We start from the raw sequence: 26219 nt of genomic DNA on the forward strand, positions 1-26219 counted from the left end.
TGTGCGGCCGCGGAGCACGCGGGGAACGGCGACCATGGAACCCAGCCAAGTGGGGAGAAAGCCTTGAATTGTCGAACCAAAGTCTAGGCCCGCCCGGATTGTCACGGCACAATCTGGTATAGAATAAGGTGGCTGGCTCTCCTGGCCGTCCACGACAAAGGCTCCTGCTGGAGCGGCTCTTGGCAACAACGGCGAATCGATTGAAGGCTTCGACGTGCGCGGCGTGACTGAACCCTTTCCCGACGCGGCCGCCCGGCCCGACGACGCGCAGGCGCTCGGCTTCGGCGCGTGGGATCTGGATCTCGCGACCGGCGATTTCTATTGGTCGGCCACGACGCGCACGCTGTTCGGGGTCGCGACCGATCAGCCCGTGACTTATGGCTCCTTCCTGGCGCTGCTCGCTGTCGGAGATCGCGCGCCGGTCGAGGCGGCGATCGAGCATGCGCGTCACCAGGGCTCCTGGTTCGACATGTCCTTCAGGGTGCCGAAGGGTGGGCACTGGATTCGGGTGCTCGCCGGCGTGGTTCCCGGCGACGACGGCCAGCCACGGCGGCTGCGCGGCATCGCGCTGGACATCGACCAGGAGAAGCGTCTCGAGGAGGCGCTGCGGCTGCGCGAGCAGCATTTCCGTTCGATCCTGGACACCGTGCCCGACGCCATGATCGTGATCGACGGCGGCGGCATCATCCAGTTCTTCAGCGCCGCGGCCGAGCGGATGTTCGGCTACACCGAGGAGGAGGCCGTCGGGCTCGACGTCAGCGAGCTGATGCCCGAGCCGGACCGCTCGCGCCATGCCAGCTATCTCACCCGCTATCACGGCACCCGCGAGCGCCACATCATCGGCATCGGCCGCATCGTCACTGGCCGCCGCCGCGACGGCACGACCTTTCCCATGCATCTGTCGATCGGCGAGATGCAGTCCGGCGGCAAGCCCTATTTCACCGGCTTCGCCCATGACCTCACCGAGCATCAGCAGACCCAGGCGCGCCTGCGCGAATTGCAGTCGGAGCTGGTTCACGTGTCCCGCCTCAGCGCCATGGGCGAGATGGCCTCGGCGCTGGCGCACGAGCTGAACCAGCCGCTCGCCGCCATCAGCAACTACATGAAGGGCTCGCGCCGGCTGTTGTCCGGCAGCAGCGATCCCAACACGGCCAAGATCGAGAGCGCGATGGACCGCGCCGCCGAGCAGGCGATCCGCGCCGGCCAGATCATCCGACGTCTCCGCGACTTCGTCTCGCGCGGCGAATCGGAGAAGCGCGTCGAGAGCCTGTCCAAGCTGATCGAGGAGGCCGGCGCGCTCGGCCTCGCCGGCGCCCGCGAGCAGAACGTGCAGCTCCGGTTCCAGCTCAACCCCGACGCCGATCTCGTGCTCGCCGACCGCGTGCAGATCCAGCAGGTGCTGGTCAACCTGTTCCGCAATGCGCTGGAGGCCATGTCGCATGCGAAGCGCCGCGAGCTCGTCGCTACCAACAGGCGCGTCGCCGACGACTTGATCGAGGTCGCCGTGTCCGATACCGGGACGGGGTTCCACGACGACGTCATGCCCAATCTGTTCAAGACCTTCTTCACCACCAAGGACACCGGCATGGGCGTCGGCCTGTCGATCAGCCGGTCGATCATCGAGGCTCATGGCGGCCGCATGTGGGCCGAGAACAACGAGGCAGGCGGCGCGACCTTCCGCTTCACCCTGCCCGCCGCCCCAACCAAGGTTGAGCATGATGGCTGACAAGGCCAAGGTCTATGTGATCGACGACGACGATGCGATGCGGGATTCGCTGAATTTCCTGCTCGACTCCTCCGGCTTCGACGTGACGTTGTTCGAGAACGCGCAGGTCTTCCTCGACAGGCTACCGGCGCTCGGCTTCGGCTGCATCGTCTCGGACGTGCGGATGCCGGGAATCGACGGCATCGAGCTGCTCAAGCGCATGAAAGCCAATGGCAGCAGCTTTCCGATCCTGGTCATGACCGGCCATGGCGACGTGCCGCTGGCGGTCGAGGCGATGAAGCTCGGCGCGATCGACTTCCTCGAAAAGCCGTTCGAGGACGAGCGCCTGGTCGCGATGATCGAGACCGCCATCCAGCAAGCCGAGCCGGCGGCAAAGAACGAGCAGGTCACGCAGGACATTCTCGCGCGCATCGCGAGCCTCAGCCCGCGCGAGCGCCAGGTGATGGACGGTCTGATGGCCGGCCTCTCCAACAAGCTGATCGCGCGCGAATACGACATCAGCCCGCGCACCATCGAGGTCTACCGCGCGAACGTGATGACCAAAATGGGCGCGAACAGCCTGTCGGAGCTGGTGCGTCTGGCGATGCGCGCAGGCGCCTTCAAGGATTGAGCTAGATCAAGCGGCCTGGACAGATTCGGGTGTTATGTTGCGCCTTGGTTCAACATCACATCTCGCGCGGCACGTGCCATGTCGGTTCACGCCAAACCCAAGGTCTACGTCGCCGACGACGATGCTGACGTCCTCGGCTCGTTGCGTTTTCTGCTGGAGGCCGACGGCTTCGACGTCCGCACCTTCCGCAGCGGCACCGCGCTGCTGAAGGCGTCGTCTCACGCACCGGTCGACTGTTTCGTGGTCGATTACAAGATGCCGGAGCTGAACGGTGTCGAGCTCGCGGAAAGGTTGCGCAAGCAGGGCGCAACCGCGCCGGTCGTGCTGATCACGGGGCATTACGACGACCGGCTGGAGGCCCGGGCCGCGGCGGTCGGCATCCAGGATTTTCTGCTCAAGCCGCTGCTCGACGACAATCTGGTCAAGCGCATCCGCAAAGCGATCGCCAGCGACCATCGGGCTACCGCTCCTTGAGCCTTCTGGGCCCGGATTGCGGCCGCACCTACGTACATCTACGTAAGGGAACCCCCTTAAGATAACGGCCCAAATGTCCTTAACGGGAGCCGCGAGGTACCACATCGCCATCCGCCGCAAGGAGATGGTCATGCTCAATCAGTCGCTCACCCATTCGGTCGTTACCCCCAGCGCCACTGCCGTTCCCTCTCCTGCTGTCCCCTCTCCTGCCGCCAATCCCTTTGCCGAGATCACCGGCCATGCCGGGCTGATCGCCAGCGAGTTCTCCTACAAGAAGGACGAGGAGATCTATGGCGAGGACGAGCCGGCCGAGTACGTCTACCAGGTGATCTCCGGCGCGGTCCGCAGCTACAAGCTGCTGTCCGACGGCCGCCGCCAGATCGGCGCCTTTCATCTTCCGGGCGACGTGTTCGGTCTCGAATTCGGCTCGGTGCATCGTCTCGCCGCTGAAGCCATCATCGACACCACGGTGCGCCTGGTGAAGCGTCGCAGCCTCGAGCAGGCCGCCGGCACCGACGTCACCGTCGCCCGCAAGCTCTGGACCATGACGGCGCATGATCTGCGTCACGCCGAGGACCACATGCTGCTGCTCGGCCGCAAGACCGCGATGGAGCGCGTCGCGACCTTCCTGCTCGAGATGGACCGCCGCCTCGCGGTCGCCGGCATGATGGCGCTGCCGATGTGCCGCCGCGACATCGGCGACTATCTCGGCCTGACGCTCGAAACCGTCTCCCGCGCGCTGTCGCAGCTGCACAGCCAGGGCGTTCTCGGCTTCTCCGGCGCCCGCCAGATCGTGCTGCGCAACCGCCAGCGCCTGCGCAGCATGGACGCCTGATCCTGATCTGCTCTACGCCCTGCTCGCGCGCTGTCGCGTCTCCGGCATCAACAGCGCGATCAGCAACAGGCCTGTCAGCGCCACGCCCGACAGGCCCATGAAGGCGGTGACGCTGCCGTAGCGGTCGCTGGCAAAGCCGGCGACCACGGTGGACAACGATCCGCCTATTCCGGACGCCGTTCCGACGATCCCCTGCGCCAGATTGAAGTGTCCGCTGCCGAAGGCGACATCGGCCACCGTGAGCGGAATCATCACCGCGAACACCGCAGCTGTCACGCCGTCGAAGATCTGCACGGCCACCAGCACATAGGGATCGTGCACGATCGCAAACAGCGCGCCGCGAATCGCGAGCGCCGCAAATCCCAGCATCAGCAGCGGCCGCCGGCCCCATTGCTGCGCCACCGCGCCGACCGATGGCGAGGTCAGCGCCACGATCGCCTGGGGCACCACGATGCAGAACGCGATCAGCATCGGCGCCCATTCGCTCGACTTCGTCGTCACGACGCCGGCCATCAAGGGCAGCATGGCGGCGTTCGCCAGTTGCAGCAGGAACACGCCGAGCGCGAACACCAAGAGCGCCCGCTGCCGCAGCAGCCCGAGCAGATTCGACAGCCGTGCGTCGTCCCTATCCTCCAGAACGGCGTGGCCATGCGCACGCGCGACATCGATCTCGTGCTCGCGGATGCGAGACAGCGCGATCAGCGTCGGGAACGCGAGGATGAAGGTGACGAGGAACACGGCGCGGCTCGACAGCAGATAGCCGCAGGTACCCATGATGGCCGCCGCCACGCCGTTGCCGAGCGAGGCGAAGCGCGCGTTGCGGCCGAGACGTTCGGCCATGCCCCGCGGCCCGACCAGGCCGAGGCTGATCGCGGCGATCGCGGGCCCGAGCACACAGCTCGCGGCCGCATGCAGCATGGCCGCGCCCGCCACCACCGGAAAGATCGGCCAGACGGCGTAGGCCAGCGCGCAGCAGCCGATGGTCGCCACCGCAAAGCCGGCCACGCGCCGCTCCGATCTGGCGGCATCGATGATCGCGCCACCCGGCATCTGTCCGATCAGGCCGACGATGCCGCCGATCGACAGCACCAGGCCGATCTGCGCCTGGGTCCATTTCTGCGTCGTGAGGTACACGGCGATGAACGGACCAAACCCAGTCTGCACGTCCGCGAGAAAGAAGATGAACCAGTCGAGCCCGCGCAGGCTCTGCCGCGACGGCGCCGGCTTGGCCACCTGGCCATGATCCAGCACGCAGTCACCGCGCGGCTCGGACTCAACGTCCGGCGTGGGCTCCCGATCAGGTGATCTGGACGGCCGTGGATTGGCCATGGCTCTTTACATCTCAATGGACAAGGATTCTTGGGACAAAACGTCCCTCGCCGGTCCCGCAGCACGCGTCTACCGGAACGGCGGTCTCACGCATCAACTCAATGATCGAAATCCCAGGGTGACAGCTTGCCGGCGGCGCCGAGCACGACGACGGGCTTGTCCTCCTTGTACTCGGGCGCCGCCTTCACCTGCTCCTTCGTGAGATCAAGCGTCACCTGATCGCTCTTCTCGGTGATGTGCTTGAAATCGAGCGCGGTCCAATCGACCACGATCTTGCGGCTACCGACGCCAAGGAAGCCGCCGAAGTCGATCACCGCCGCGCGCACCGTGCCGGTGAGATCGACGATGACATCGACGATGTGGCCCATGTCCTCCCCGGTCGAGCTGCGCACGTCGCGGCCGAGCACGCCATGGGCATCCCGCGCGCCGAGAATGGTGACCGAGGGCGGCGGTGCAGGCTCCTTGGCCGGGGCCACCGTCTCCTTCGCGGCAGGCGTGGGCGATGCCTGCTGCGCAGCCGCGTCGTTCGCCTGCAACATCAGGAGGGCGAGAGCGGACATAGCACCGAGGCCGCGACGATGATCTGGCGTTCTCATTGCGCCAGCACCAGCGAGACCTGGATCTGCCCGCGACGGCGCAGCACCTCCATCGACACGTCCTCGCCGTGGCGACGCAGACGCAGATCAATCGCCGAGCCGCCAAGCCGGAGGTCGCGCAGCACGACCCAGTCGAGGAATGCCGGCAGTCGCGGATTGCGCAGCCGGATCTCGCCGCGCGCGGCATCGAATTCCAGCCCGAGCGAAGCTTCGAGCAAGGTGAACGGCGTCGCACTCGCCCAGGCCTGCGGCGCGCAGGCCACCGGATACAGCGTCGGACCACGATGCTTCTCGCGCCGGAAGCCGCAGAACAATTCCGGCAGCCGGCGCAGATCCATGTAGGACGCGGCGTCGAACAGGCCCCTGAACACCTGCTCGACCGCATGCTTGAGGCCGTAGCGCGACAGGCCGAGCGTGATCAGCGCATTGTCATGCGGCCAGATCGAGCCGTCATGATAGGACATCGGATTGTAGCGCGCTTCTCCGTAAGCAACCGTGCGGATACCCCAGCCCGAGAAGAAATGCGGCCGGAGCAGATCGGCGGCGACCTTGCGGGCGCGATCCTCACGCACCATGCCGCTGAACAGGAGCTGCCCGGCATTGGAGGTGCGCACCCGGCACGGCTGCTTGTTGCCATCGAGCGCCAGCGCGTAAGTGTTGAGCTCCTCGCACCAGAAGGCGTCCTCGAACCTCTCGGCCAACCGCGCCGCCTCGGCATCGAGCCTGTCCGCCATCTCGGCCTTGCCGAGCCGCCGCGCGCAACGGGCCGCCAGCTGCTTGCCGGCGAAGACATAGCCCTGCACCTCGGCGAGCGCGATGTAGCCTTCCGCGAGGCGCCCATCGGCGTGGAACACCGCGTCGTAGGAATCCTTCCAGCCCTGATTGGCGAGGCCCTGCTCCGAGGCGCGCTGATATTCGACGAAGCCGTCGCGGTCGGGATCGCCGGGTCCGTCGATCCAGCCGAGGCCCAACTCGATTGCCGGCCACAGCTCCTTCAACGTGTCGAGATCGCCGGTGCGCTCGACATAGAGGCCCGCGAGTAGCACGAACAGCGGCGTCGAATCGACGCTGCCGTAATAGCACGCGAACGGCACCTCGCGCAGCGCCGCCATCTCGCCGCCACGCATCTCGTGCAGGATCTTGCCCGGCTCCGCATCGGCCAGCGGATCGGTCTGCTTTGCCTGATATCTGGCGAGCCGGCGCAGCACGCCGCGGGCGATGCGCGGATCAACCCACAGCATCTGCATCGCCGTGATCAGCCCGTCGCGGCCGAACGTCGTCGAGTACCAGGGAATGCCGGCATAGGGATAGCGCCCCTCCGGCGTGTCCGTCATCAGAATGTTGAGATCGGCCGCGGCCTGGCACAGCACCTCGTTCAAGATGTCATTCGATGTCTCGATGCTGGTCGCACCTTGCGTGCTGCGGCGCATCTCCCTGCGATGCGCCAGCAGGCTGCGGAAGAAGCGGCCCGGCTGCTCGCCCGCGGCGGCGTTGCAGGTCACCGCGATGAACAACGAGGCCGATTGCTGCGGCTCCAGGTCGAAATGATAGGTCGCGACGTCGATCGAGAGCCGGGACGGGCGCGGATCGAAATGCAGCGCCGTGGTGCGCGTTACACCGTCGAGGCCGCGATAGTCGAGCATCACATCGGATGGGCTTATCATCCGGCCCGAGCCCGCGCCGCGTCGCGGCCGCACGCTGCCGCGGACCTCGAACAGGTCGGCAAAGTCATTGTCGAAGGCGAGCTTGAGATCGAAGCTTGCGCGCCGATCGCCATGGTTCTGCAGGCCGATGCGCTGATAGAAGGTGCCGTGCCACAGGAAGATGGTGCGGACGATGTGCAGCATGTCCTTGGGCAACACCAGCCGGCCTTGATCGTAGATATCAGGATTGGTCAGATCGATCGTGAGCGCCGAATTATCGTCCCGCAGGCTGGATCCCAGCAGCAGCGGCTGCACCTCCTCGAGCGTCAGCTCGAGTCGCGCCAGATAGCGGGTGTCGGAATTGAACAGGCCATCCGGCCCGCCGGCCGACGCGCCGATATCGCCATGGCCGTCAAGCACGATGAAGGTGTCATCGTGCTTGAGCGAGCGGCGCGGCCGCGCCGCGGGCCCCGTCATCGGGATGTAGAACGGTTGCTCGGCCGGCTCGTCCGCGCGGTCGATCGATCTGAGTGTGCTGGCGACTTCGGCCGACATGATGACCTCGTGCGATGTTGGAGTGGCCACGCGATCGGCCTGGCACGATCGCGACGCGACGCAACGATCAGGCGGCGAATTTGGCGAGCCGGTTCATTTCCTGCGTGACGAGTTCCCGATACGGACCCTCGCTCTGCATCAACCGGTCAGGCGCACCGTCCTCGATGATCCTGCCCGATTTCAGCACCACCACGCGGTCAAAATTCCGCAAGGTCGCGAGCCGATGTGCGATCGCGATCACGGTGCGCCCGCGCATCAGCCGGCTCAGCGCCTCGCGGATCGCCTCCTCGGATTCGCTGTCGAGCGCAGCGGTAGCCTCGTCGAGCAGCAGGATCGGCGCATCCTTGAGGAACGCGCGCGCGATCGCGATGCGCTGGCGCTGGCCGCCGGACAGCTTGACGCCGCGATCGCCGACCATCGTCTGCAACCCCTCCGGCAGCGTCTCGACGAAATCGCAGCGGGCCGCGATCGCCGCACGCAACACCTCGTCATCGGTCGCACTCGGCCGGCCGTAGCGGATGTTCTCCAGGATCGAGCGATGGAACAGGGAGATGTCCTGCGGAACCACCGAGATCGCCTCCCGCAGGCTCTGCTGGGTGACCTTGGCAATGTCCTGGCCGTCGATCGTGATCCGTCCGACCTGCGGGTCGTAGAACCGCTGCAACAGGGTGAACAGACTCGACTTGCCGCCGCCGGACTGGCCGACGAGACCGACGCGCTGGCCGGGCTGCAGCCGCAGCGAAAAGCTCTCGAACAGCTTGTGCCCACCCGGATAGTGGAAGGTGATGTTGTCGAAGGTGATCGCCGCGCCGCTCTTGACCAGCGGCTCGGCCTCGGGGTGATCGCGCAGCTCATGCGGCTGCAGCAGCGTCGCGATCGCCTCGCTCATTCGCGCGACATGTTGGGTTACATCGACCAGCGCCACCGCGAGATCGCGCGTCGCATTGAGAATGCAGAGGCCGAGCGTGCACACAAGCACGACGTCGCCGGTGCTTGCCCCGCCGCGCTGCCACAACGAGATCGCCCAGGCCATCAGCGCCACCGTCAGAACGATCGTGACCGTGGCATGAAGGATGCGCAGCTTCTCAAGATAGCGCAGGCTGCGCCCGCGCGCCTCCAGCTCCTTGTCGACCGTTGCATCGAACCGGTCATGCTCGTGACGCAGCCCGCAGAAGGCGCGCACCAGCGGCATGTTCGAGATCACGTCCACCATCTCGCCATCGACCATCGCCGCCTTGTCTGCGAAATCGTCGTGCAGCGGCTTGCCGGCCGCGGCCAGCCGGAACATCGTCAGGACCATCATGGCTGCAATCAGCAGCAGCGCGATCGCCATCGGGCCGCTGACTGTGCCGATCAGGATGATTGCCGCGACCGTGGCAAGGCATGGCGGCAGCACGTTCCAGACGAACATGTTCTCGACGGTGAACACCGCATTCGACGTCGCGGTGATGCGGCTCGACAACATGCCCGGCAGACGGTCGCCGAAATAGCTCGGTGCATGTCCGGTGAGATGACGGAAGATGTCACGGCGCAGGTCCCCGGTCACCCTCACGAAAGTAAAGCTCGCGATCCAGCTCGCCACGCGCCAGAGAATGTTGTCGGTCGCGATCAGCGCCATGAGCAGGATGAACGCTGCCCAGACATTGCCATTGCCCCGCGGCCCTGATGAGAGGCTGTCCACGAGGAACTTGACTCCGTATTGCGTGCCTACCGAACAGGCAACTGCACCGACAACGGACAACAAGATGATGAGATGGGCCGTCGGACGCTTGCGCAGATAGCGCATGACGAACGGGAACGGCCGGTGCGCATAGCCTGATAGTTGATCCATATTCGTCCCGTGCGACTGTTGGCGACACCCGTGCGGCCAATGAACCGCAGAGAGTTTCTTCAGTTCCGCGCTGCAACAGCAATAACGCTCTGTTCAAGGTGCATGGTTCGCGACGCAAGCGATGGAGAGTTCGGATGGCATCATTGCGACGAGAGGGAACACGTTGTGTCGAAGAAAGAGTGATCACGACAGCGGAACTTCGCAGATGCGCACACGTTCCCGCTGCGGCAGTGCCGGTGCCATTGGGGGCTTTCATCCATGATCACGAAGAGGAGACGGTGAGATGCGCATCGCGCAGGTTGCTCCATTGACGGAGGCTGTGCCTCCGAAGCTCTATGGCGGCACGGAGAGAGTCGTTCACTGGTTGACCGAAGAGCTCGTCGCTCTCGGGCATGACGTCACGCTGTTCGCCAGCGGCGATTCGCAGACATCGGCAAAACTCTCACCCACCTGGCCGAAGGCGCTGCGCCTCGACGGCTCGGTGCGGGATCCCAACGCGCTCCACATGGTGATGCTGGAAGGCGTGCGGCGGAAATGCGACGACGAGGAATTCGACATCCTGCACTTCCACCTCGACTACTATCCGTTCTCCCTGTTCCACCGGCAGCCCACCCCCTTTCTCACCACCTTGCACGGCCGGCTCGATCTTCCCGAGCACCAGCCGGTGTTCTCCGTCTTCAAGGATGTTCCGGTCGTCTCGATTTCCGACGCGCAGCGCCGCCCGGTGCCGAATGCCAACTGGGTCCGTACCGTCCTGCATGGCCTTCCCGAAAAGCTGTTGATGCCGAAGCCGTCCACGCCGAGCTATCTCGCCGTGCTCGGCCGTATCGCGCCCGAGAAGGGCGTCGACCGTGCGATCAAGATCGCGATGCGCTGTGGCATCCCGCTCAAGATCGCGGCCAAGGTCGATCGCGCCGACCAGGACTACTACGACCAGCTGATCTATCCGATGATCAACGGCAACCCGCTGGTCGAATATATCGGTGAGATCGGCGATCACGAGAAGCCTGAGTTCCTGTCCGGCGCGCTCGGCCTGCTGCTGCCGATCGACTGGCCCGAGCCGTTCGGGCTGGTGATGATCGAGTCGATGGCCTGCGGCACGCCCGTCATTGCCTACAACCGCGGCTCGGTGCCTGAGGTCATCGAGGACGGCGTCACCGGCTTCATTGTCGAGGACGAACTCAGCGCCGTCGCCGCCGTCAACCGCCTGCACGATCTCAGCCGCGCCCGGGTGCGCGAGCGCTTCGAGCAGCGCTTCACCGCGCGGCGAATGGCGCTCGATTATCTCGCCGCCTATCGCGGCCTGATCGATCATGCCGAGCCGCGTATCCGGCTGGTCAGCAGCGCGGAGTAGATCGCCTGCGTTGGAGGTCGGTCCCGGCCGACCTCCCTCTTCCTCAAATGACCTTGGACCGCTTCGGCGCGACGATCTCGAACATCCGCGGAAACTCGTCCATTAGCGACATCAGCTCGGCCAGCCGCATCGGATTGCCGACGAAGCTGATCTTTCCGGCCGCCACAGCTTCCGGGAACGTCGTCGCCTTGGCGATGATCTCGTCGAGCGTCGCGCGCGCCAAGGTGAAGCCGGCATCGGCCGTGGAGGCCTGCACGCCCGCCGCATAGGTCAGCGCGCAATTCTGCAAGGTGAGCACGAAGCGCTCGCCGGTGTCGGTGAAGCTCCAATTCAGCACGATGTGCTTGCCGTCCGCCTTCGGTCCGTTCAGGCGAACGCCGAGCACATCCCACAATTGCTCGGTGCGCAGCGCCGCCAGGGTCTCGCGCGGCATGCCCGGACGCGCCGGCACCTCCGGCATGCCGTGGCGCAGCTCCTGCGCGCCGAACAGATAGGCGTTGCGCCAGGTCGCGCTCTCCGCGGCATAGCCGAGCTGCTCCAGGGCATCCGCCAGCAGCGCGCGTGCATCGGCATTGTCGGGCTCGGCAAACACGAGATGACCGACCACCTGCGCGACGAAGCGGAATTCGCCTCTGGCAAAGTCTTCGCGCGCCCGCGCCAGCAACGACTCCGCGCCGCCCATATACGCGACATATTTCCTCCCCGCCTCGATCGGCGGCAGCGGATCGAGATTGACCGGATTGGCGTCGTACCAGCCGAGATATTTCTGGTAGATCGCTTTCACATTGTGCCGGATGTGGCCGTAATAGCCGCGTGCATGCCAGGCGCTGTGGAGGCTCTTCGGCAGCGCGATCTGCTCGGCGATCTCGCTGGCGGTCAGGCCGTGGTTCATCAGCCGCAGGGTCTGGTCATGCGCGAATTTGTAGAGGTCGCGCTGCTCGCGGATCATCGCATCGACGCGGCTCGTGCCCCACACCGGCCAATGATGCTGGCCGCACATCACCTCGGCCTTGCCGCCCCATAATTGCAAGGCTTCGCCGAGATATTTCGACCACGCCAGCGCATCGCGCACATCGGCGCCGCGGAACGGCAGCAGATTGTGGAAATTGTGCGTGCAGTTCTCGGCCAGGTTCAACAGCCGGTAGCGCGGCACGTAGAAATGCATCTCGGCCGGCGCCTCGCTGTTCGGCGCCATCTGGAATTCGAAGCTCACGCCGTCGATCGTCCTGGTGTCGCCGGTCGCCATGATCAGGTCGGTCGGCCGCAACAGGGCGACCCCGCCGGCGGCCATGGTCTTGCCAAGGCCGCAATCGACATGGCCCTTCGGTCCCTTCGCCAGCAGCGGCCCGAACTGATACTGAGCCCGGCGCAACATCGCCGGTCCCGCGATGATGTTCTCCGACACCGCGTGCTCGATGAACAGGTTTGGTGCGATCAGCGGCACGCGACCGCCGGTCACAGCCTCCTCCTCCACCACGCCCCGCGCGCCGCCCCAATGGTCGGTGTGGGTGTGCGTGAACATCACAGCCGTGACCGGCCGTTTGCCGCGATGCTGATAGTAAAGATCGAGCGCGGCGCGCGCGCCCTCGATCGAGGTCAGCGTGTCCACGACGATCACGCCGGTGTCGCCCTCGATCAGGGTCATGTTGGCGATGTCGAGCCCACGGACCTGATAGACCCCGGGGACGACCTCGAACAGGCCATGATGCATGTTCAGCTTCGCCTGCCGCCACAGGCTGGGATTGACGGTCGGCGGTGCCTCCTCCGCATCGAGGAAGCGGTAGGGCGCGAGGCTCCAGATGGTGCGTCCTTGCGCATTCGTCACCTTGGCATCGTCGATGGTGCCGAGGAAGCCGCGCGCGGCATCGTCGAAATCGGCGGTGTCGCCGAACGGCAGCGTCTCCAGCATCGCCTGCTGCGCCGCGATCACCGCCGCGGTGGCGTCCTTTGGCTGCGTGTTGTCGCTGGCCGGCGCGTTCATGGCTCAAGTCCCCCCGCAATGCTGATTGTTCGGGCGATGCTAATGCGGGGAACCGTGAAGCGCAAATGCGCTGAGCGGAACAACGATCAGAGCACGTGATCCACAGCCTCGTCGATCGCGGCATAGATCGTGTCGAGATCATCCGGGGTGACACAATAGGGCGGCATCACGTAGATCGTCTGCCCGAGCGGCCGCAGCAGGACATTGCCGGTGCGGAAGAACGCTTGCAGCTTCGGTCCGACCTCGGCCAGGTAGCCCGGCTCATCGGCGTGGAGATCGAGCGCCGTGATCGTGCCGCAGCGCCGCAGATCCGAGAAGCGCTCGTCATAGTGGAAGCGTGCGAGGCAGCGCGCCTGCGCGTCCGCCAGCCCGGCGATCCGCGCCCGCGTCTCCGGCTGTCGCCACAGTTCGAGATTGGCCGAAGCCGCCGCGCAGGCGATGGGATTGGCCGTGTAGGAGCTCGAGTGGAAGAACGTGCGCGCACGATCCGTCGAACGATGCGCCTCGAAGATGGCGGAAGTGCACAGCGTGACGGCGAGCGGCAGCGCACCACCGGTCAGCCCCTTCGCATAGCAGGCGATATCCGGCGTGATCTCTGCCTGCTCGCACGCGAACAGCGTGCCCGTGCGGCCCCACCCCGTCATGACCTCGTCGGCGATGAACAGCACGCCGAATGCCCGGCAGATCCGGTGCATCTCGCGCAGCACAGTGGCCGGATACATCAGCATGCCGCCGGCGCCGAGCACCAGCGGCTCGACGATGAAGGCCGCCGGGCGGTCGCGCTCGCAGATCGCGGCGAGCGCATCGAGCGTCGCTTGCTCCTGCCCTTCCGCCGGAAACGGCACCACGGCGACATCGAACAGCAGCGGCTCATAGGCGGCATTGAACACGCCGCGTTCGCCGACCGACATCGCGCCGATGGTGTCGCCGTGATAGGAATGCTGCATCACGACGATGCGCGTGCGCGGCGCGCCGATGTTCCTGAAATAGCCGAGCGCCATCTTCAGCGCGACCTCGACGCTGGTCGCGCCGGAGTCCGAGAAGAACACATGCGCCAGGCCGGGCGGTGTGAGCTCGAGCAGCCCGGCGGCGACCTGCTCCGCCGGCTCGTGCGTATGTCCGGCGAAGATGACCTGGTCCAATCGCTCGGCCTGCGCCTGGATCGCCTGCACGATCGCCGGGTGGCAATGGCCATGCGTGACCACCCACCAGGACGCGATCGCATCGATGATGCGGCGGCCATCCGCGCCGTAGAGATAGGCGCCCTCGCCGCGGACGATCGGGATCATCTCCGGCTGCAATGCATGCTGGGTGAACGGGTGCCAGATCGGCGAGGTTGCTGTGCGCGTCATCGCTGGAAATCCGACCGTCGAAACGCGGCTGCAAACGCCCGCTGCAACGAACCCGCGGTCAGCGTCGCAAGCCACGGCAGGCAGCCGAGACGCTTCACCGCACCAAGACGGCAGATCGTCTGCTCATTGTCGGAATGAGCCGCGCCGATGAAGGCGATGCCGAGCACGTCGATGCCGCGGCTGCGCAATGCCGACAGCGACAGCAGCGAGTGATTGATGGTGCCGAGACTGGTGCGCGCGCACAGCACGACCGGAAGACGCCAGCGCGCGTAGACGTCCAGATAGAGCGTGTCGCCATCGAGCGGCACCATGAGGCCGCCGGCGCCTTCGATCACGATGGGCCTGTCGTCCGCGTCGGGCGGCTCCAGGCGGAGCGGATCGATGCTGATCCCTTCCAACCGCGCGGCCAGATGCGGCGACGCCGGCTCGGCCAGACGATAGCGCTCAGGAATCACACGATCGTCAGCGAGCGCGGCGAGCTGCTGGACGCGGCGCGAATCCGTTTCCTCGGCAAGCCCAGCCTGCACCGGCTTCCAATAGCGCGCGCCGAGCAGCCCGGTCAGGCCGGCGGAGAAGACCGTCTTGCCGATGCCGGTATCCGTGCCCGTGACTACGATGCGCTGCGCCATCGCGGCTCTCCTTCGAGCTCGACCAGCGCGTCGAGCAGCGCCGTGATCGCGGCCTCATCGACATTCAAGGTCAGCGACAGCCGCAGCCGCGCCGTGCCGGCCGGCACCGTCGGCGGCCGGATGCCGCGGATGTCGAAGCCGCGCTGCTGCAGACTTTGCGCAAGCGACATCGCGCGCGCATTGTCGCCGACAACGTAGGGAATTATCTGCGACGACGACCAGCTCTCACCGAAGCGCGCGATGATCTCGCGATGCGCGAAGGCCACGAGCTGCGCCAGCCGCTGCTGCCGCTCGGGCTCGTCTTGCAGGATCGCCAGTGCCTCCGAGACGGCCACGGCCATCAGCGGCGACGGCGCCGTGGCAAAGATGAAGGGACGGCAGCGGTTGATCAGCGTCTCCCTCAGCACGCGGTGGGCCGTGACGAGCGCGCCGGCAGCGCCGAGCGCCTTGCCGCAGGTATGCACGACGACGATGTCGTCGCGGCCCTCGAACCGTGCCGCAAGGCCCCGCCCCTGCGGACCATGCACGCCGGTCGCATGCGCCTCGTCGATCAGCAGGAAGGCGTCGTGGCGTTCGGCCACCGCGAGCAGATCGTCCACCGGCGCTGTGTCGCCATCCATGCTGTAGAGGCTTTCGACCACGATCCATGGCCGGCCGACGCCGCCATCCCTGCGCCACGCCAGAATCCTGTCCTCGGCGGCATCAGCATCGTTGTGCTTGAACTGACAGATCTCCGCGCGGCCGGCGCGCGCGCCTTCATGGGTGCTGGCGTGGACGAACGCATCGAGCACGAGCAGATCGTTGCGCTGAGGCAGCGTGGTCAGCACAGCGAAGTTGGCAATATAGCCCGAGCCGAAAAACAGCGCGCTGTCGGCGCCGAAGAAGCGCGCCGCCTCTGCCTCCAGCCGTTCATGCTCATCACAATTGCCGCGCAACAGCCGCGATCCGCCGGCCCCGACCGGCGTGCCCGCCTCCATCGCCGCGGCGATCGCGCGCTTGATGCGCGGCGACTGAGCGAGGCCGAGATAGTCGTTGGAAGAGAAGTCGAGACCGGACCGTGGACTGAGACGCCGCAGACGGTCGTCGGCTGCGAGAGCCTGCAGACTGTCGGCATAGGTCGCCAATTTGTCGGAAGACATGTTGTATCCGTTCTCCATCGATCAGCCGCACTCACTGGGAGCAGCGACAACATGAGGCCAAGGTCGGGGCCTCGCCCTTCGAGACGCCCGCCCGAAGGGCGGGCTCCTCAGGGTGAGGGGAACGTGGTTCGCGCAGCTGCCAAGCACCACGGCCGATACGGCGGCCCGCTACGTCTTCATGCGCGAGCGGCTCATGGCCCAGTGTCATGGTCCTGTGCAGTTCCGATTGCGGAGCTCACCCCCCTCCATGAACACGCCACTTGGCGTGTTCATGGTCCGGTGTGCAGTCCCCGCCGGCTTTTGACCCTCATGGTGAGGAGCGCCGCGCATCCGATCGAATCGTCGCGAACGGTCGCAGTGGCGGCGCGTCTCGAACCATGAGGCCCGTCATCCTGCTCCATCACGCAATGCTTGAATGATGCGCCGCCGCTTCCCTTGCATCCCTGCTCTCACGCGCCGACAATGACGACGTCATGCCGAGCCGCGCCAGCAGATCGGCGTCGCGCGCGGCTTGCGGATTGGCCGTCGTCAGCAGCACATCGCCGATGAAGATCGAGTTGGCGCCGGCGAGCAGGCACAGGCTCTGCAACTCGTCGCTCATGTATTGCCGCCCCGCGGACAGCCGGACCACGCTCTGCGGCATCATGATCCTGGACACCGCGATCAGCCGCACCAGCGCGATCCCGTCGGGCCGCGCGGCCGTGTCGTTGACCGGCACGCCCTTGACCTCGTTCCACATGTTGATCGGCACGCTGTCCGGATGCGCATCGAGATTGGCCAGCAGCACCAACATGCCGAGCCGGTCGTCGACCTCCTCGCCCATGCCGATGATGCCGCCGCAACACGTCTTGATGCCGGCGTCGCGCACATGCGCCAGCGTGTCGATGCGGTCCTGCAAGGTACGGGTGGTGATGATGCGGTCGTAGAACTCAGGCGAAGTATCGACATTGTGGTTGTAGTAGTCGAGCCCGGCGGCCTTGAGCCGCTGCGCCTGCGGCGGCGTCAGCATGCCCAAGGTCACGCAGGTCTCCATGCCCAAACCTTTCACCGCGCTGACCATGTCGCAGACCTGGTCGAGATCGCGGTCCTTCGGACTGCGCCAAGCCGCGGCCATGCAGAACCGCTCGGCGCCCGCCTGCTTGGCGCGCCGCGCCGTCGCGACGACGGCCTCGCGGTCCATCAGCTTGGTCGCCTTCAGGCCTGTGTCGTAATGCGCGCTCTGCGAGCAATAGCCGCAATCCTCCGGACAGCCACCGGTCTTGATGCTGAGCAGGCTCGCCGTCTCCAGCCGGGTCGGGTCGAAGTGCCGGCGATGCACCGACTGGGCGAGAAACATCAGGTCCGGAAACGGCAGGCCATACAGCGCCTCGGCCTCGGCCCTGGTCCAATCATGCCGAACCTCGCTCTGCTGGACTGGCTGCGACGACGAACTGCTAAGACTGGTCATACTGATGCTCCAGGATCATAGATTTTCCTAGACGTTATCTATGAAATTTAGTCTCTTTGGACCGTAAGACAGCACGGCTTCCTCTGCACCAGCTTTTTCGATAGATAATCTATCGCCATGCAGGACGAAAATCTCACCACGGCGCATCGCATCGCCGAAGCCATCACCGAACGCATCGTCAGCGGGGCCCTGCCCCCGGACGTTGCCTTGCGGCAGGACCACATCGCCCGCGAGTTCAACTCCAGCCACGTGCCGGTGCGCGAGGCGTTCCGGCAGCTCGAGGCAATGCATCTGGTGGTCGCGATGCCGCGGCGCGGCGTGCGGGTGGCGCCGCTCGACGCGAAGGCGACCAAGGAGATCGTCGAGATGCGCGTCGCGCTCGAAGTGGTGGGCCTGCGCAACGCCGCGCCGCGCTACACGCCCGCGCATCTCGCCGCCATCGAGCTCGCACTGATCGAGGGCGACAATGCCGAGACGATCCAGGAGTTCGAGACCGCTAACCGCGCCTTCCACCGCGCTTTGGTCGCGCCTTGCGCAATGCCCCGCCTGCTCGCGAGCCTCGACGGACTCCGTCTCGCCAATTCGCGCCTCGTGCTCACCATGGCCCGCACCGCCGGCTGGCGCCCGCGCAGCAACGGCGATCACCGCCTGATCCTGCAGGCGCTGCGCGAGCGGCAGATCGGGCATGCGTGCGAGCTGCTGACGCGGCACAACCAGACGATCGAGCGATTGGCGCGGCCGGGGGGTGCTTAGCTCTGCGCACGCGCGAGCACGTTGCGGGCAGAAGTCTAACGTACCCGAAGGTCGAGCATCTGCTCCTCGCGCCGAACAGGTGATTTTGGATCATGCGCTAGAATGCTCGCAATCCATTCCACCAGCACAGGAACTTTCTTGGCCTCAAATTCACGGCGTATAGGGCCTACTCGGTCTACCGGTACAGAGCCGACACGAACGTAGAGGCGTTCATAGGGAACGTTGGGATTGGGCGGCCAAAAATGTGCGTCGAATAGCGTGCCAGGCTGCCGAATGAGATGGACGTCGATTGAAACGCCGGCGCGCTTAAGCGCATCCTCTAGCGTTGATGGACGAAGCGGATACCCTTGTCTCTTCGGGAGCTTTGCAGTCTGGGACCTCATCTCTCCAGTCTGCCAGCCGATTGCCCGATCAATCAATAGGCGCATTCAGTCGGCACAGACAACGACTAACGGACGACGACAAAGGAGCCTTTAAATCAAAATAACGGTGACAGTGCATAAAACTTCTAGCTATGCTTCCCGCCCAATTAGTGTCACCGTAATTCGTCACCTCACTACCATCCGGGCCCACGCGGCAATCGAGGCGTTGTGATGCTATTAAACTTGACCTTCACAAGCGACCAGATACCGGCGACTTGCACTTGATCAGAGTTACGCCAGACGAGCGAGTCATCGAGCTGTGTTGCATTAAACTCGACGTAGTTTCCTGCATGGGCACGCAGAACTCCGCCATCGTAGCTGTAGCCAACAACGCCAAGATTGTCCGCGATCCGGATCACGAGCAACTGGATTTGGTCGTTAGCGATGCTCCGCACAAGCATTTTGCCGGTCCACTTACTCAGTTTCTTGGGTATTTTCTTGCAACACCGGTGAATGGAAAGTGCGGTTGTTGATGCGCGCTGCTCTCCACGACCGCTGGAAAGTGGCCTGATCGGTGGGGACAGGGAGTGGCTGGTTCTCGGGATCCAACTCACTATTGTCTGGCGGAGTGGCCGATGCTTGGTCTGGATCACCGCCACATGCAATTAGGGGCGCACAAAGCATCGCCCCGACGACGGCCCTCCGTGATATCGGGATAGAGGTAGGGCCGGCTGGAACATGCCGTTCTTTCATGGGGCGGACCGAGACTGGAGCGACAACAGGCTTAGGTTGCAGATGTCCCCTGGGCAACTCGTCTTCCGGAACGTGCTCAATATTTGATGAAACTCGCGGGACGACACAGCGAGCCAAGAAAAAAAGTCCTCGCGGCGCCCCGCCCGAAGGTCCGCAAAGGGTCAAGTGCAGATATTCCCAGAGCGGCTTAAAACGTCCGCTTTGGGTCATTGCGGAAGATGGGTTAAAGACTGCACCACGCTCTCTATCACCCCCCGGGCCCATCCTTCATGATGTAGCCCATCAGGTCGTCGACGTTGTGCTCCAGATCCCGGATGATGTTCTTGACGACGTCGCCGATCGAGATCACGCCGACGACCTTGCCGGCGTTCAGCACGGGCAGATGGCGAAAGCCGCGCTGGGACATCATCGCCATGCAGCTGTCCAGCCGGTGGTCCGGTCTGACCGTCACCGGATTGGCCGTCATCACCTGAACGACCGGCGTCTCTTTCGCGTCGAGCCCGGGCAGCAGCACCTTGATGGCGCAGTCGCCCTGGGTGATGATGCCGACCAGCGCACCGTCGTCGACGACCAGAACCGAGCGGACCCGGTTGTCGCGCATCTGGCGCAAGGCTTCGACGACCATGTCGCGGGAGCGAACATGGATCAGGGAGTTGCTCTTCTGGGCCAGAGCGTCTTTGACTGTGCTCATTGCTCTCCTCGTGGGCTCCCTGTTTTGTCTGCCTTGTTGGTCGGCATGCAAGTCTAGCCCAAATAGGTTGCCGCGTCAGCACCGCCCGATGCCGCCGGCCCACCCCCGCGCATAAGCCCATGCGCCCGCGACGGCTGGGGCTCTCGCCCGCGCCCGTGTACACGCTCATGGCAGACGCGCGCAACGAAGGCCCCCACAGGTCCCCATGTCCAACCGCCACCATGCTTCGAAGCTCGCCGGCGACGGCCCGGCCGATGGCTTGCCCGCGAGCCAGCGCTCCTGGGCGATCGCGGCGATCTTCACCGCGCTGTCGATGGCCTCGCTCGACGTCGCCATCGCCAACATCGCGCTGCCGTCGATCTCCAACGATCTGCATGTGTCTCCGGCCGAAGTGGTCTGGGTCGTCAACATCTATCAGATCGCGCTCGTCGCCACCCTGCTGCCGCTCGGTGCGCTCGGCGAGATCGTCGGGCACCAGCGGATCTATCTCGGCGGCCTCCTGTTGTTCACGCTGGCCTCGGTCGGCTGCGCGCTGGCCTGGTCGCTGCCGACATTGGTGATCGCCCGCGCGCTGCAGGGACTCGGCGCCAGCGGCATCATGAGCGTCAACACCGCGCTGGTGCGCTATGTCTATCCCGGCAAGATGCTGGGGCGCGGCCTCGGCCACAACGCGCTCGTCGTCGGCATCTCCTTCACCTTCGGTCCCACGATCGCCTCGGCCATCCTCTCGCTCGGCTCCTGGCCTTGGCTGTTCGCGATCAACCTGCCGTTCGGCCTGATCGCGATCGCCATCGGCATGAGGATGCTGCCGAAGACGCCGCGCGCCGAGCACGCTTTCGACTTCCTCGGCGCCGGCCTCGCCGCGCTGTGCCTCGGCCTGTTCATCACCGGCATCGGCAGCGCCGCGCATGGCGCGACGCCGGCGATGGTGGTGGCGGAACTCGTCGGCGCGCTGGTGCTCGGCATCATCCTGACGCGGCGCCAGGCCGATCATCCCGCGCCGATGCTGCCGATCGACCTGTTCCGCCGCGGCGTGTTCGCGCTGTCGGCCGCGACCGCGGTGTGCTCGTTCTCCGTCCAGGGCCTCGGCTTCGTCTCGCTGCCGTTCTATTTCGAGGACATATTGCAGCGCTCGCAGGTCGAGACCGGCTTCTTCATGACCCCTTGGCCGCTCGCCGTGACGATCATGGCCCCGATCGCCGGCCGGCTGTCGGATCGCTTTCCCGCCGGCCTGCTCGGCGGCATCGGCCTCGTCATGCTCGGAACCGGCATGGCGCTATTGGCGATGCTGCCGGAGAACCCGAGCATCCCGAACATCGTCTGGCGCATGCTGATCTGCGGCATCGGCTTCGGCTTCTTCCAGGCGCCCAACATGAAGGCCATCATGTCAAGCGCCCCGCCGCATCGCAGCGGCGGCGCCAGCGGCATCGTCGCGACGGCGCGGCTGACCGGACAGACCACCGGCGCGGCGCTGGCCGCGCTGTGCTTCAGCCTGGCCGGTCGCGAGGGCGCGACCATGGCACTGGCGCTCGGCGCGGGCTTTGCGGCCCTCGGCAGCGTGATGAGTTTCCTGCGGCTGGCGGTAGCGCCACCGCGCGGGTCGTGACAGCGAACAACAAACAACCCCGCCCCATCACAAATCTTCCGCGCCGCAAACGCATATTCTTGATTTGAAGGATTCCAAGCTTCGCGCCACAGTGCGGTCCTCAGTTCAACGGGCGCGTTGAACGAAAGGGATCTGCGATGGCAAACCTCACGATTAACGGAAAATCCTATACTCTCGATGTCGAGCCGGACACGCCCTTGCTGTGGGCGATCCGCGAGAACGCCGGTTTGACCGGCACCAAATACGGCTGCGGCATTGCACAATGCGGCGCCTGCACGGTGCATATGGACGGCACCGCCGTGCGCTCCTGCGGCGTCACCGTCTCGGAAGCCCAGGGCAAGCAGATCACCACCATCGAAGGCCTCGCGGCCGACAATGGCCTGCACAAGGTGCAGCAGGCCTGGCTCGAGAACGACGTTCCGCAATGCGGCTATTGCCAGAGCGGGATGATCATGGCTGTCGCGGCGCTGCTCAAGGACAATCCGAAGCCGAGCGACCAGGACATCAACGACGCCATCACCAATATCTGCCGTTGTGGAACCTTCGCGCAGGTGCGCGAGGCGATCCATGCCGCGGCGAACGCCTAGAGGAGGCCGGCATGAACCAGCACGTGACGCCGCGCCTCAACCGCCGCTCCTTCGTCATCGGCACCGCTGCGCTCGGCGGCGGCCTCGCGCTCGGGCTCGACCTTCCCTTCGGCGGCCCGCACGTGGTGCGCGCCGCGGACGGATCGCCGGAGGTCAATGCCTGGGTGGTGATCCGGCCCGACGACACCGTGGTGATCCGCATCGCCCGCTCCGAGATGGGCCAGGGCTCGCTGACCGGTCTTGCGCAACTCGTGGCGGAAGAGCTCGCCTGCGACTGGAGCAAGGTGACGACGGAATATCCGACACCAGGCCAGAACGTCGCGCGCAAGCGCGTGTGGGGCGATTTCTCCACCGGCGGTAGTCGCGGCATCCGCTCGTCGCAGGACTACGTCCGCAAGGGCGGCGCCGCCGCGCGCATGATGCTGATCCAGGCCGCCGCCGACGAGTGGAAGGTGCCGGTGGCCGAGTGCACCGCCGCGAACAGCGTCATCACCCACAAGCCCTCGGGCAAGACCACGACTTACGGCAAGGTCGCGGAGGCCGCGGCGAAGCTCACGCCGCCGGCCGACGTGAAGCTCAAGGATCCTAAGGACTGGATCCTGATCGGCAAGGGCGTGAAGCGGCTCGACACCGCAGACAAGGTCACCGGCGCGATGGTCTACGGCGCCGATCTCAAGCTGCCGAACATGCTCAACGCCGCGATTAGGGATTGCCCGGTCACCGGCGGCAAGCTGAAGAGTTTTGACGAGGCCAAGATCGCCGGCATGAAGGGCGTCAAGAAGGTCGTGGCGGTCGACGGCACTGCGGTCGCCGTCGTGGCCGATACCTGGTGGCACGCGAAGACGGCGCTCGATGCGCTGCCGATCGTGTGGGACGAAGGCCCGAACGCAAAAGTCTCGTCGGAGTCGATCGGCAAATGGCTCGCCGAAGGCCTGGACTCCGGTCCCGCCTTCGTCGGCAATGAGAACGGTGACGCCAAGGCGGCGCTGGCGACCGCGGTGAAGAAGGTCGAGGCTGTCTACAACTATCCCTATCAGAACCACGCCACGATGGAGCCGATGAATGCGACCGCGCTCTACACGCCCGATCGCTGCGAGGTGTGGTGCGGCACGCAGAACGGCGAGGCGGCGTTCGCCGCGGTGCTCGAAGCCTCAGGCCTGCCGGCCGACAAATGCGAGGTGCACAAGCTGATCCTTGGCGGCGGCTTCGGCCGGCGCGGCCAGACCGACTATGTCCGCCAGGCCGTGCAGATCGCCAAGACTATGCCGGGCACGCCGATCAAGCTGTTGTGGTCGCGCGAGGAGGACATGACGCATGGCCGCTATCACCCGATCACGCAGTGCAAGCTGACCGGCGGCTTCGACGCCGACAACAACCTGACCGCCTTGCACATGCGCATCTCCGGCCAGTCCATCCTGTTCAGCCTGCGTCCCGACGCGCTGGTCAACGGCAAGGACCCCGCGACCTTCCAGGGGCTCGCGCCCTCGGGCGAGGCGACGATCGGCTACTCCGTGCCGAATTTGCTGATCGAGCACTCCATGCGCAACCCGCACATCAATCCGGGCTTCTGGCGCGGCGTCAACGTGAACCAGAACGCGATCTATCTCGAATGCTTCATGGATGAGCTCGCCAGCGCCGTCGGCCAGGACCCGCTGGAGTTCCGCCGCAAGCTGATGGCCAAGAACCCGAAGCATCTCGCGGTGCTCAATGCGGTCGCCGAGAAGATCGGCTGGGGCACGCCGGCGCCGGAGGGCGTCTATCGCGGGCTGGCGCAGTTGCACGGCTATGGTAGCTATGTCGCGGGCGCGGCCGAGATCTCGGTGGTCGACGGCAGCAAGATCAAGATCCACCGCATCGTCGCCTCGACCGATCCGGGCTATGTGGTGAACCCCGCGCAGGTCGAGCGTCAGATCGCGGGCTCGTTCGTCTATGGTCTGTCGGCGCTGTTTTATGGCGGCTGCACCGTGAAGGACGGCCGCATCGAGCAGACCAATTTCGATACGTACAACTCGATGCGCATCGCCGAGATGCCGAAGGTGGAATCGATCATGATCCCGAGCGGCGGCTTCTGGGGCGGCGTCGGCGAGCCGACCATCGGCGTCGCCGCGCCGGCCGTGCTGAATGCGTTCTTTGCCGCGACGGGAAAGCGCATCCGCTCAGTGCCGCTGCGCGACCAGAACATCACCTTCGCATGAGAGCCGTGGCGGCGGCCGTTGGGACCAACGGCAGCCGCCGTGCTAGTCTGAAAGCATGACATTCACCCGATCGCGCACGCGCAGAGAGGTCGGCGGCCTGATCGCGGCAAGCGCTGCCCTGATCGCCGCCCCTGCCGTGCTGCGCGCGCAAACGACGGCGCGCGTGGTCGTGGTCGGCGGCGGCTTCGGCGGCGCGAGCTGCGCCCGCGCGCTGCGCAAGGCCGATGGCAAGCTCGACGTCACGCTGGTCGAGGCCAACAAGACCTTCACCTCCTGCCCCCAGAGCAACGAGGTGATCGCGGGCCTGCGCGACATCGGCGCGCAACAATTCGGCTACGACAAGATCGGCGCCGAAGGCGTGCGCGTGGTGCTGCAAGCGGCGACCGCGATCGATGCACCAGCGCACGAGGTCACGCTCGCCGACGGCACGACGCTTTCCTATGACCGCCTGGTGCTAGCGCCGGGCATCGACGTCGATTTCACCGCCTTGCAGGGCTACGACGAGGCGGCGTCAACCATCATGCCGCATGCCTACAAGGCCGGTGAGCAGACCGTGCTGCTGCGCAAGCAGATCGAGGCGATGCCGGACGGCGGCACGGTGGCGATCTCAGTCCCCGCCAATCCCTCGCGCTGCCCGCCCGCGCCTTACGAGCGCGCTAGCCTGATCGCGCATTACCTCAAGAGCCACAAGCCGAAGTCGAAGGTTCTTATCCTCGACGCCAAGGACAATTTCTCGCAACAGAAGCTGTTCGAGCAGGCCTGGCAGCAGCTCTACCCGGGCATGATCGAGCACATTCCGTTGTCGCAAGGCGGCCGCGTCACCGGCATCGAGGTCGGCACGCGCACGGTGGTCACCGAGTTCGGCAACTACAATCCCGATGTCGCCAACATCATTCCGCCGCAGAAGGCTGGCCGCATCGCTGCACTCGCCGCCGCGGTCGACCGCACCGGCTGGTGCCCGATCGACGCCGCGACCTTCGCCTCCAAGCTCGTGCCGGACGTCCATGTCATCGGCGACGCCTGCCTCGGCGGCGGCATTCCGAAATCGGCCGGCGCGGCGCAGGCGCAAGGTCGAGCCTGTGCGGCCGTGATCGCGCGCGACCTGATCGCACGGCGGATCGAGCCGCCACCGCTGCTGACCGGCATCTGCTACAGCACCGTCGCGCCGGACTACGCGTTCTCGCTGTCGGGCGTGTATCAGCCGAGGGGAGATCTGTTCGCCGAAGCGGAGGGTGGCAAGGCAAGCCCGGTCGACGCCCCGCCGGCCGCCCGCGCGGCCGAGGCGAACGCGGCAACAGCCTGGTTCAAGGCGCTGACCGATGATGCGTTCGGCTAGCCGCGTCATCGCCGTGATCGTTGCCGCCCTGCCCGCGGCCGCCGCCGCGCAGGCGCGCGCGCCGTACACGATCAGCGGCGACGGCATCGAGCAATCGCTCACCGGCCAGCCCGGCGATGCCACGCGCGGTCGCGCGCTCGTGCTCGCGCGCAGCTCGACCTGCATCCTCTGTCACTCCGGCCCATTCCCGGAAGCGCGCTTCCAGGGCGACCTCGCGCCGAGCCTCTCCGGCGCCGGCAGCCGCTCGACGATCCCGCAATTGCGGCTGCGGCTGGTCGATGCCCGCAGCATCAATCCCGAGACGATCATGCCGTCCTACTACCGCGTGGACGGGCTGACCCGCGTCGGTTCCGCCTGGCGCGACAAGCCGATCCTGTCGGCGGAACAGATCGAGGACATCGTCGCCTATCTCGCGACCCTGCGCGAGTGATCCCA

21 protein-coding genes are annotated in these 26219 nt (G+C 65.7%); 11 read left to right on the forward strand and 10 right to left on the reverse strand.

Annotated features, from left to right (window positions below; translation table 11 throughout):
* Window positions 1–223 precede the first annotated feature (223 nt).
* The 4 genes from fixL (at window position 224) to ACVILH_RS30540 (ending at window position 3645) form a co-directional block, all read left to right on the forward strand.
* A complete protein-coding gene (gene fixL / locus ACVILH_RS30525) occupies window positions 224–1726 on the forward strand; it encodes a sensor protein FixL (RefSeq protein WP_456716203.1) in 1503 nt (500 codons plus the stop codon).
* Window positions 1719–2336 (forward strand): response regulator FixJ, encoded by a 618-nt coding sequence (fixJ, locus tag ACVILH_RS30530; RefSeq protein WP_456717118.1) that lies wholly within the window; start codon window positions 1719–1721, stop codon window positions 2334–2336. The genes fixL and fixJ overlap by 8 nt, the downstream gene beginning before the upstream one ends.
* 78 nt (window positions 2337–2414) lie before the next feature.
* Entirely contained in the window at window positions 2415–2810 is a 396-nt protein-coding gene (locus ACVILH_RS30535) for a response regulator (RefSeq protein ID WP_456716204.1), read from the forward strand.
* A gap of 130 nt (window positions 2811–2940) precedes the next feature.
* Window positions 2941–3645, forward strand: a complete 705-nt coding sequence (locus ACVILH_RS30540; protein WP_456716205.1) for a helix-turn-helix domain-containing protein — start codon at window positions 2941–2943, stop codon at window positions 3643–3645.
* A gap of 12 nt (window positions 3646–3657) precedes the next feature.
* Here ACVILH_RS30540 and ACVILH_RS30545 read toward each other — a convergent pair whose 3' ends face one another.
* From ACVILH_RS30545 to ACVILH_RS30560, 4 genes are all read right to left on the reverse strand, one after another.
* Window positions 3658–4974, reverse strand: coding sequence for an MFS transporter (locus ACVILH_RS30545; protein WP_456716206.1), 1317 nt, complete (start codon window positions 4972–4974; stop codon window positions 3658–3660).
* Between the two features lie 98 nt (window positions 4975–5072).
* The gene (locus tag ACVILH_RS30550; protein WP_456716207.1) at window positions 5073–5534 is read right to left on the reverse strand and encodes a PRC-barrel domain-containing protein; all 462 of its coding nucleotides are present in this window, start codon (window positions 5532–5534) and stop codon (window positions 5073–5075) included.
* A 32-nt stretch (window positions 5535–5566) separates the two neighbouring features.
* Window positions 5567–7768 (reverse strand): amylo-alpha-1,6-glucosidase, encoded by a 2202-nt coding sequence (locus ACVILH_RS30555; RefSeq protein WP_456716208.1) that lies wholly within the window; start codon window positions 7766–7768, stop codon window positions 5567–5569.
* Between the two features lie 67 nt (window positions 7769–7835).
* Window positions 7836–9599 carry an ABC transporter ATP-binding protein gene (locus tag ACVILH_RS30560; protein WP_456716209.1) on the reverse strand — a complete coding sequence of 588 codons (1764 nt, stop codon included), beginning with the start codon at window positions 9597–9599 and terminating at the stop codon, window positions 7836–7838.
* 283 nt (window positions 9600–9882) lie between these two features.
* Between ACVILH_RS30560 and ACVILH_RS30565 the strand changes: the two genes are divergently transcribed.
* Window positions 9883–10953, forward strand: coding sequence for a glycosyltransferase family 4 protein (locus ACVILH_RS30565; RefSeq protein WP_456716210.1), 1071 nt, complete (start codon window positions 9883–9885; stop codon window positions 10951–10953).
* Between the two features lie 43 nt (window positions 10954–10996).
* Here ACVILH_RS30565 and ACVILH_RS30570 read toward each other — a convergent pair whose 3' ends face one another.
* The 5 genes from ACVILH_RS30570 to bioB all read right to left on the reverse strand — a co-directional run bounded on the left by ACVILH_RS30570 (window position 10997) and on the right by bioB (window position 17501).
* On the reverse strand, window positions 10997–12862 hold the full coding sequence (locus tag ACVILH_RS30570; protein ID WP_456717119.1) for an alkyl/aryl-sulfatase: 1866 nt from the start codon (window positions 12860–12862) through the stop codon (window positions 10997–10999).
* 158 nt (window positions 12863–13020) lie between these two features.
* Window positions 13021–14286: an adenosylmethionine--8-amino-7-oxononanoate transaminase gene (locus ACVILH_RS30575; protein ID WP_456716211.1), complete on the reverse strand. Its 1266-nt coding sequence runs from the start codon at window positions 14284–14286 to the stop codon at window positions 13021–13023.
* Entirely contained in the window at window positions 14283–14915 is a 633-nt protein-coding gene (bioD, locus tag ACVILH_RS30580) for a dethiobiotin synthase (RefSeq protein WP_456716212.1), read from the reverse strand. The genes ACVILH_RS30575 and bioD overlap by 4 nt, the downstream gene beginning before the upstream one ends.
* Complete coding sequence (locus ACVILH_RS30585; protein ID WP_456716213.1) at window positions 14897–16054, reverse strand: 8-amino-7-oxononanoate synthase; 1158 nt, start codon at window positions 16052–16054, stop codon at window positions 14897–14899. The genes bioD and ACVILH_RS30585 overlap by 19 nt, the downstream gene beginning before the upstream one ends.
* 400 nt (window positions 16055–16454) lie before the next feature.
* On the reverse strand, window positions 16455–17501 hold the full coding sequence (gene bioB / locus ACVILH_RS30590) for a biotin synthase BioB (RefSeq protein ID WP_456716214.1): 1047 nt from the start codon (window positions 17499–17501) through the stop codon (window positions 16455–16457).
* A gap of 117 nt (window positions 17502–17618) precedes the next feature.
* Here bioB and ACVILH_RS30595 point away from each other — a divergent pair, with 117 nt between their 5' ends.
* Window positions 17619–18254 (forward strand): GntR family transcriptional regulator, encoded by a 636-nt coding sequence (locus tag ACVILH_RS30595; protein ID WP_456716215.1) that lies wholly within the window; start codon window positions 17619–17621, stop codon window positions 18252–18254.
* 1362 nt (window positions 18255–19616) lie between these two features.
* Here the strand turns inward: ACVILH_RS30595 and ACVILH_RS30600 are convergent.
* Complete coding sequence (locus ACVILH_RS30600; protein WP_456716216.1) at window positions 19617–20060, reverse strand: CBS domain-containing protein; 444 nt, start codon at window positions 20058–20060, stop codon at window positions 19617–19619.
* 205 nt (window positions 20061–20265) lie between these two features.
* Here ACVILH_RS30600 and ACVILH_RS30605 point away from each other — a divergent pair, with 205 nt between their 5' ends.
* The 5 genes from ACVILH_RS30605 to soxX all read left to right on the forward strand — a co-directional run bounded on the left by ACVILH_RS30605 (window position 20266) and on the right by soxX (window position 26214).
* The gene (locus ACVILH_RS30605) at window positions 20266–21666 is read left to right on the forward strand and encodes an MFS transporter (RefSeq protein ID WP_456716217.1); all 1401 of its coding nucleotides are present in this window, start codon (window positions 20266–20268) and stop codon (window positions 21664–21666) included.
* A 137-nt stretch (window positions 21667–21803) separates the two neighbouring features.
* On the forward strand, window positions 21804–22253 hold the full coding sequence (locus tag ACVILH_RS30610; RefSeq protein ID WP_456716218.1) for a (2Fe-2S)-binding protein: 450 nt from the start codon (window positions 21804–21806) through the stop codon (window positions 22251–22253).
* An 11-nt stretch (window positions 22254–22264) separates the two neighbouring features.
* Window positions 22265–24448, forward strand: coding sequence for a molybdopterin cofactor-binding domain-containing protein (locus ACVILH_RS30615; RefSeq protein WP_456716219.1), 2184 nt, complete (start codon window positions 22265–22267; stop codon window positions 24446–24448).
* A 55-nt stretch (window positions 24449–24503) separates the two neighbouring features.
* Window positions 24504–25784, forward strand: coding sequence for an FCSD flavin-binding domain-containing protein (locus ACVILH_RS30620; protein ID WP_456716220.1), 1281 nt, complete (start codon window positions 24504–24506; stop codon window positions 25782–25784).
* Window positions 25768–26214 carry a sulfur oxidation c-type cytochrome SoxX gene (soxX, locus tag ACVILH_RS30625; RefSeq protein ID WP_456716221.1) on the forward strand — a complete coding sequence of 149 codons (447 nt, stop codon included), beginning with the start codon at window positions 25768–25770 and terminating at the stop codon, window positions 26212–26214. Before ACVILH_RS30620 ends, soxX begins: the two co-directional genes overlap by 17 nt.
* Window positions 26215–26219: the final 5 nt, after the last annotated feature.

It is taken from the genome of Bradyrhizobium sp. USDA 4353 (assembly GCF_054063215.1).

Bases quoted from the DNA above. Each gene is read 5' to 3' on its own strand.
- fixJ (WP_456717118.1), top strand. From the start codon at position 1,719: ATGGCTGACAAGGCCAAGGTCTATGTGATCGACGACGACGATGCGATG.
- ACVILH_RS30535 (WP_456716204.1), top strand. From the start codon at position 2,415: ATGTCGGTTCACGCCAAACCCAAGGTCTACGTCGCCGACGACGATGCT.
- ACVILH_RS30540 (WP_456716205.1), top strand. From the start codon at position 2,941: ATGCTCAATCAGTCGCTCACCCATTCGGTCGTTACCCCCAGCGCCACT.
- ACVILH_RS30545 (WP_456716206.1), bottom strand. From the start codon at position 4,974: ATGGCCAATCCACGGCCGTCCAGATCACCTGATCGGGAGCCCACGCCG.
- ACVILH_RS30550 (WP_456716207.1), bottom strand. From the start codon at position 5,534: ATGTCCGCTCTCGCCCTCCTGATGTTGCAGGCGAACGACGCGGCTGCG.
- ACVILH_RS30555 (WP_456716208.1), bottom strand. From the start codon at position 7,768: ATGTCGGCCGAAGTCGCCAGCACACTCAGATCGATCGACCGCGCGGAC.
- ACVILH_RS30560 (WP_456716209.1), bottom strand. From the start codon at position 9,599: ATGGATCAACTATCAGGCTATGCGCACCGGCCGTTCCCGTTCGTCATG.
- ACVILH_RS30565 (WP_456716210.1), top strand. From the start codon at position 9,883: ATGCGCATCGCGCAGGTTGCTCCATTGACGGAGGCTGTGCCTCCGAAG.
- ACVILH_RS30570 (WP_456717119.1), bottom strand. From the start codon at position 12,862: ATGCTGGAGACGCTGCCGTTCGGCGACACCGCCGATTTCGACGATGCC.
- ACVILH_RS30575 (WP_456716211.1), bottom strand. From the start codon at position 14,286: ATGACGCGCACAGCAACCTCGCCGATCTGGCACCCGTTCACCCAGCAT.
- bioD (WP_456716212.1), bottom strand. From the start codon at position 14,915: ATGGCGCAGCGCATCGTAGTCACGGGCACGGATACCGGCATCGGCAAG.
- ACVILH_RS30585 (WP_456716213.1), bottom strand. From the start codon at position 16,054: ATGTCTTCCGACAAATTGGCGACCTATGCCGACAGTCTGCAGGCTCTC.
- bioB (WP_456716214.1), bottom strand. From the start codon at position 17,501: ATGACCAGTCTTAGCAGTTCGTCGTCGCAGCCAGTCCAGCAGAGCGAG.
- ACVILH_RS30595 (WP_456716215.1), top strand. From the start codon at position 17,619: ATGCAGGACGAAAATCTCACCACGGCGCATCGCATCGCCGAAGCCATC.
- ACVILH_RS30600 (WP_456716216.1), bottom strand. From the start codon at position 20,060: ATGAGCACAGTCAAAGACGCTCTGGCCCAGAAGAGCAACTCCCTGATC.
- ACVILH_RS30605 (WP_456716217.1), top strand. From the start codon at position 20,266: ATGTCCAACCGCCACCATGCTTCGAAGCTCGCCGGCGACGGCCCGGCC.
- ACVILH_RS30610 (WP_456716218.1), top strand. From the start codon at position 21,804: ATGGCAAACCTCACGATTAACGGAAAATCCTATACTCTCGATGTCGAG.
- ACVILH_RS30615 (WP_456716219.1), top strand. From the start codon at position 22,265: ATGAACCAGCACGTGACGCCGCGCCTCAACCGCCGCTCCTTCGTCATC.
- ACVILH_RS30620 (WP_456716220.1), top strand. From the start codon at position 24,504: ATGACATTCACCCGATCGCGCACGCGCAGAGAGGTCGGCGGCCTGATC.
- soxX (WP_456716221.1), top strand. From the start codon at position 25,768: ATGATGCGTTCGGCTAGCCGCGTCATCGCCGTGATCGTTGCCGCCCTG.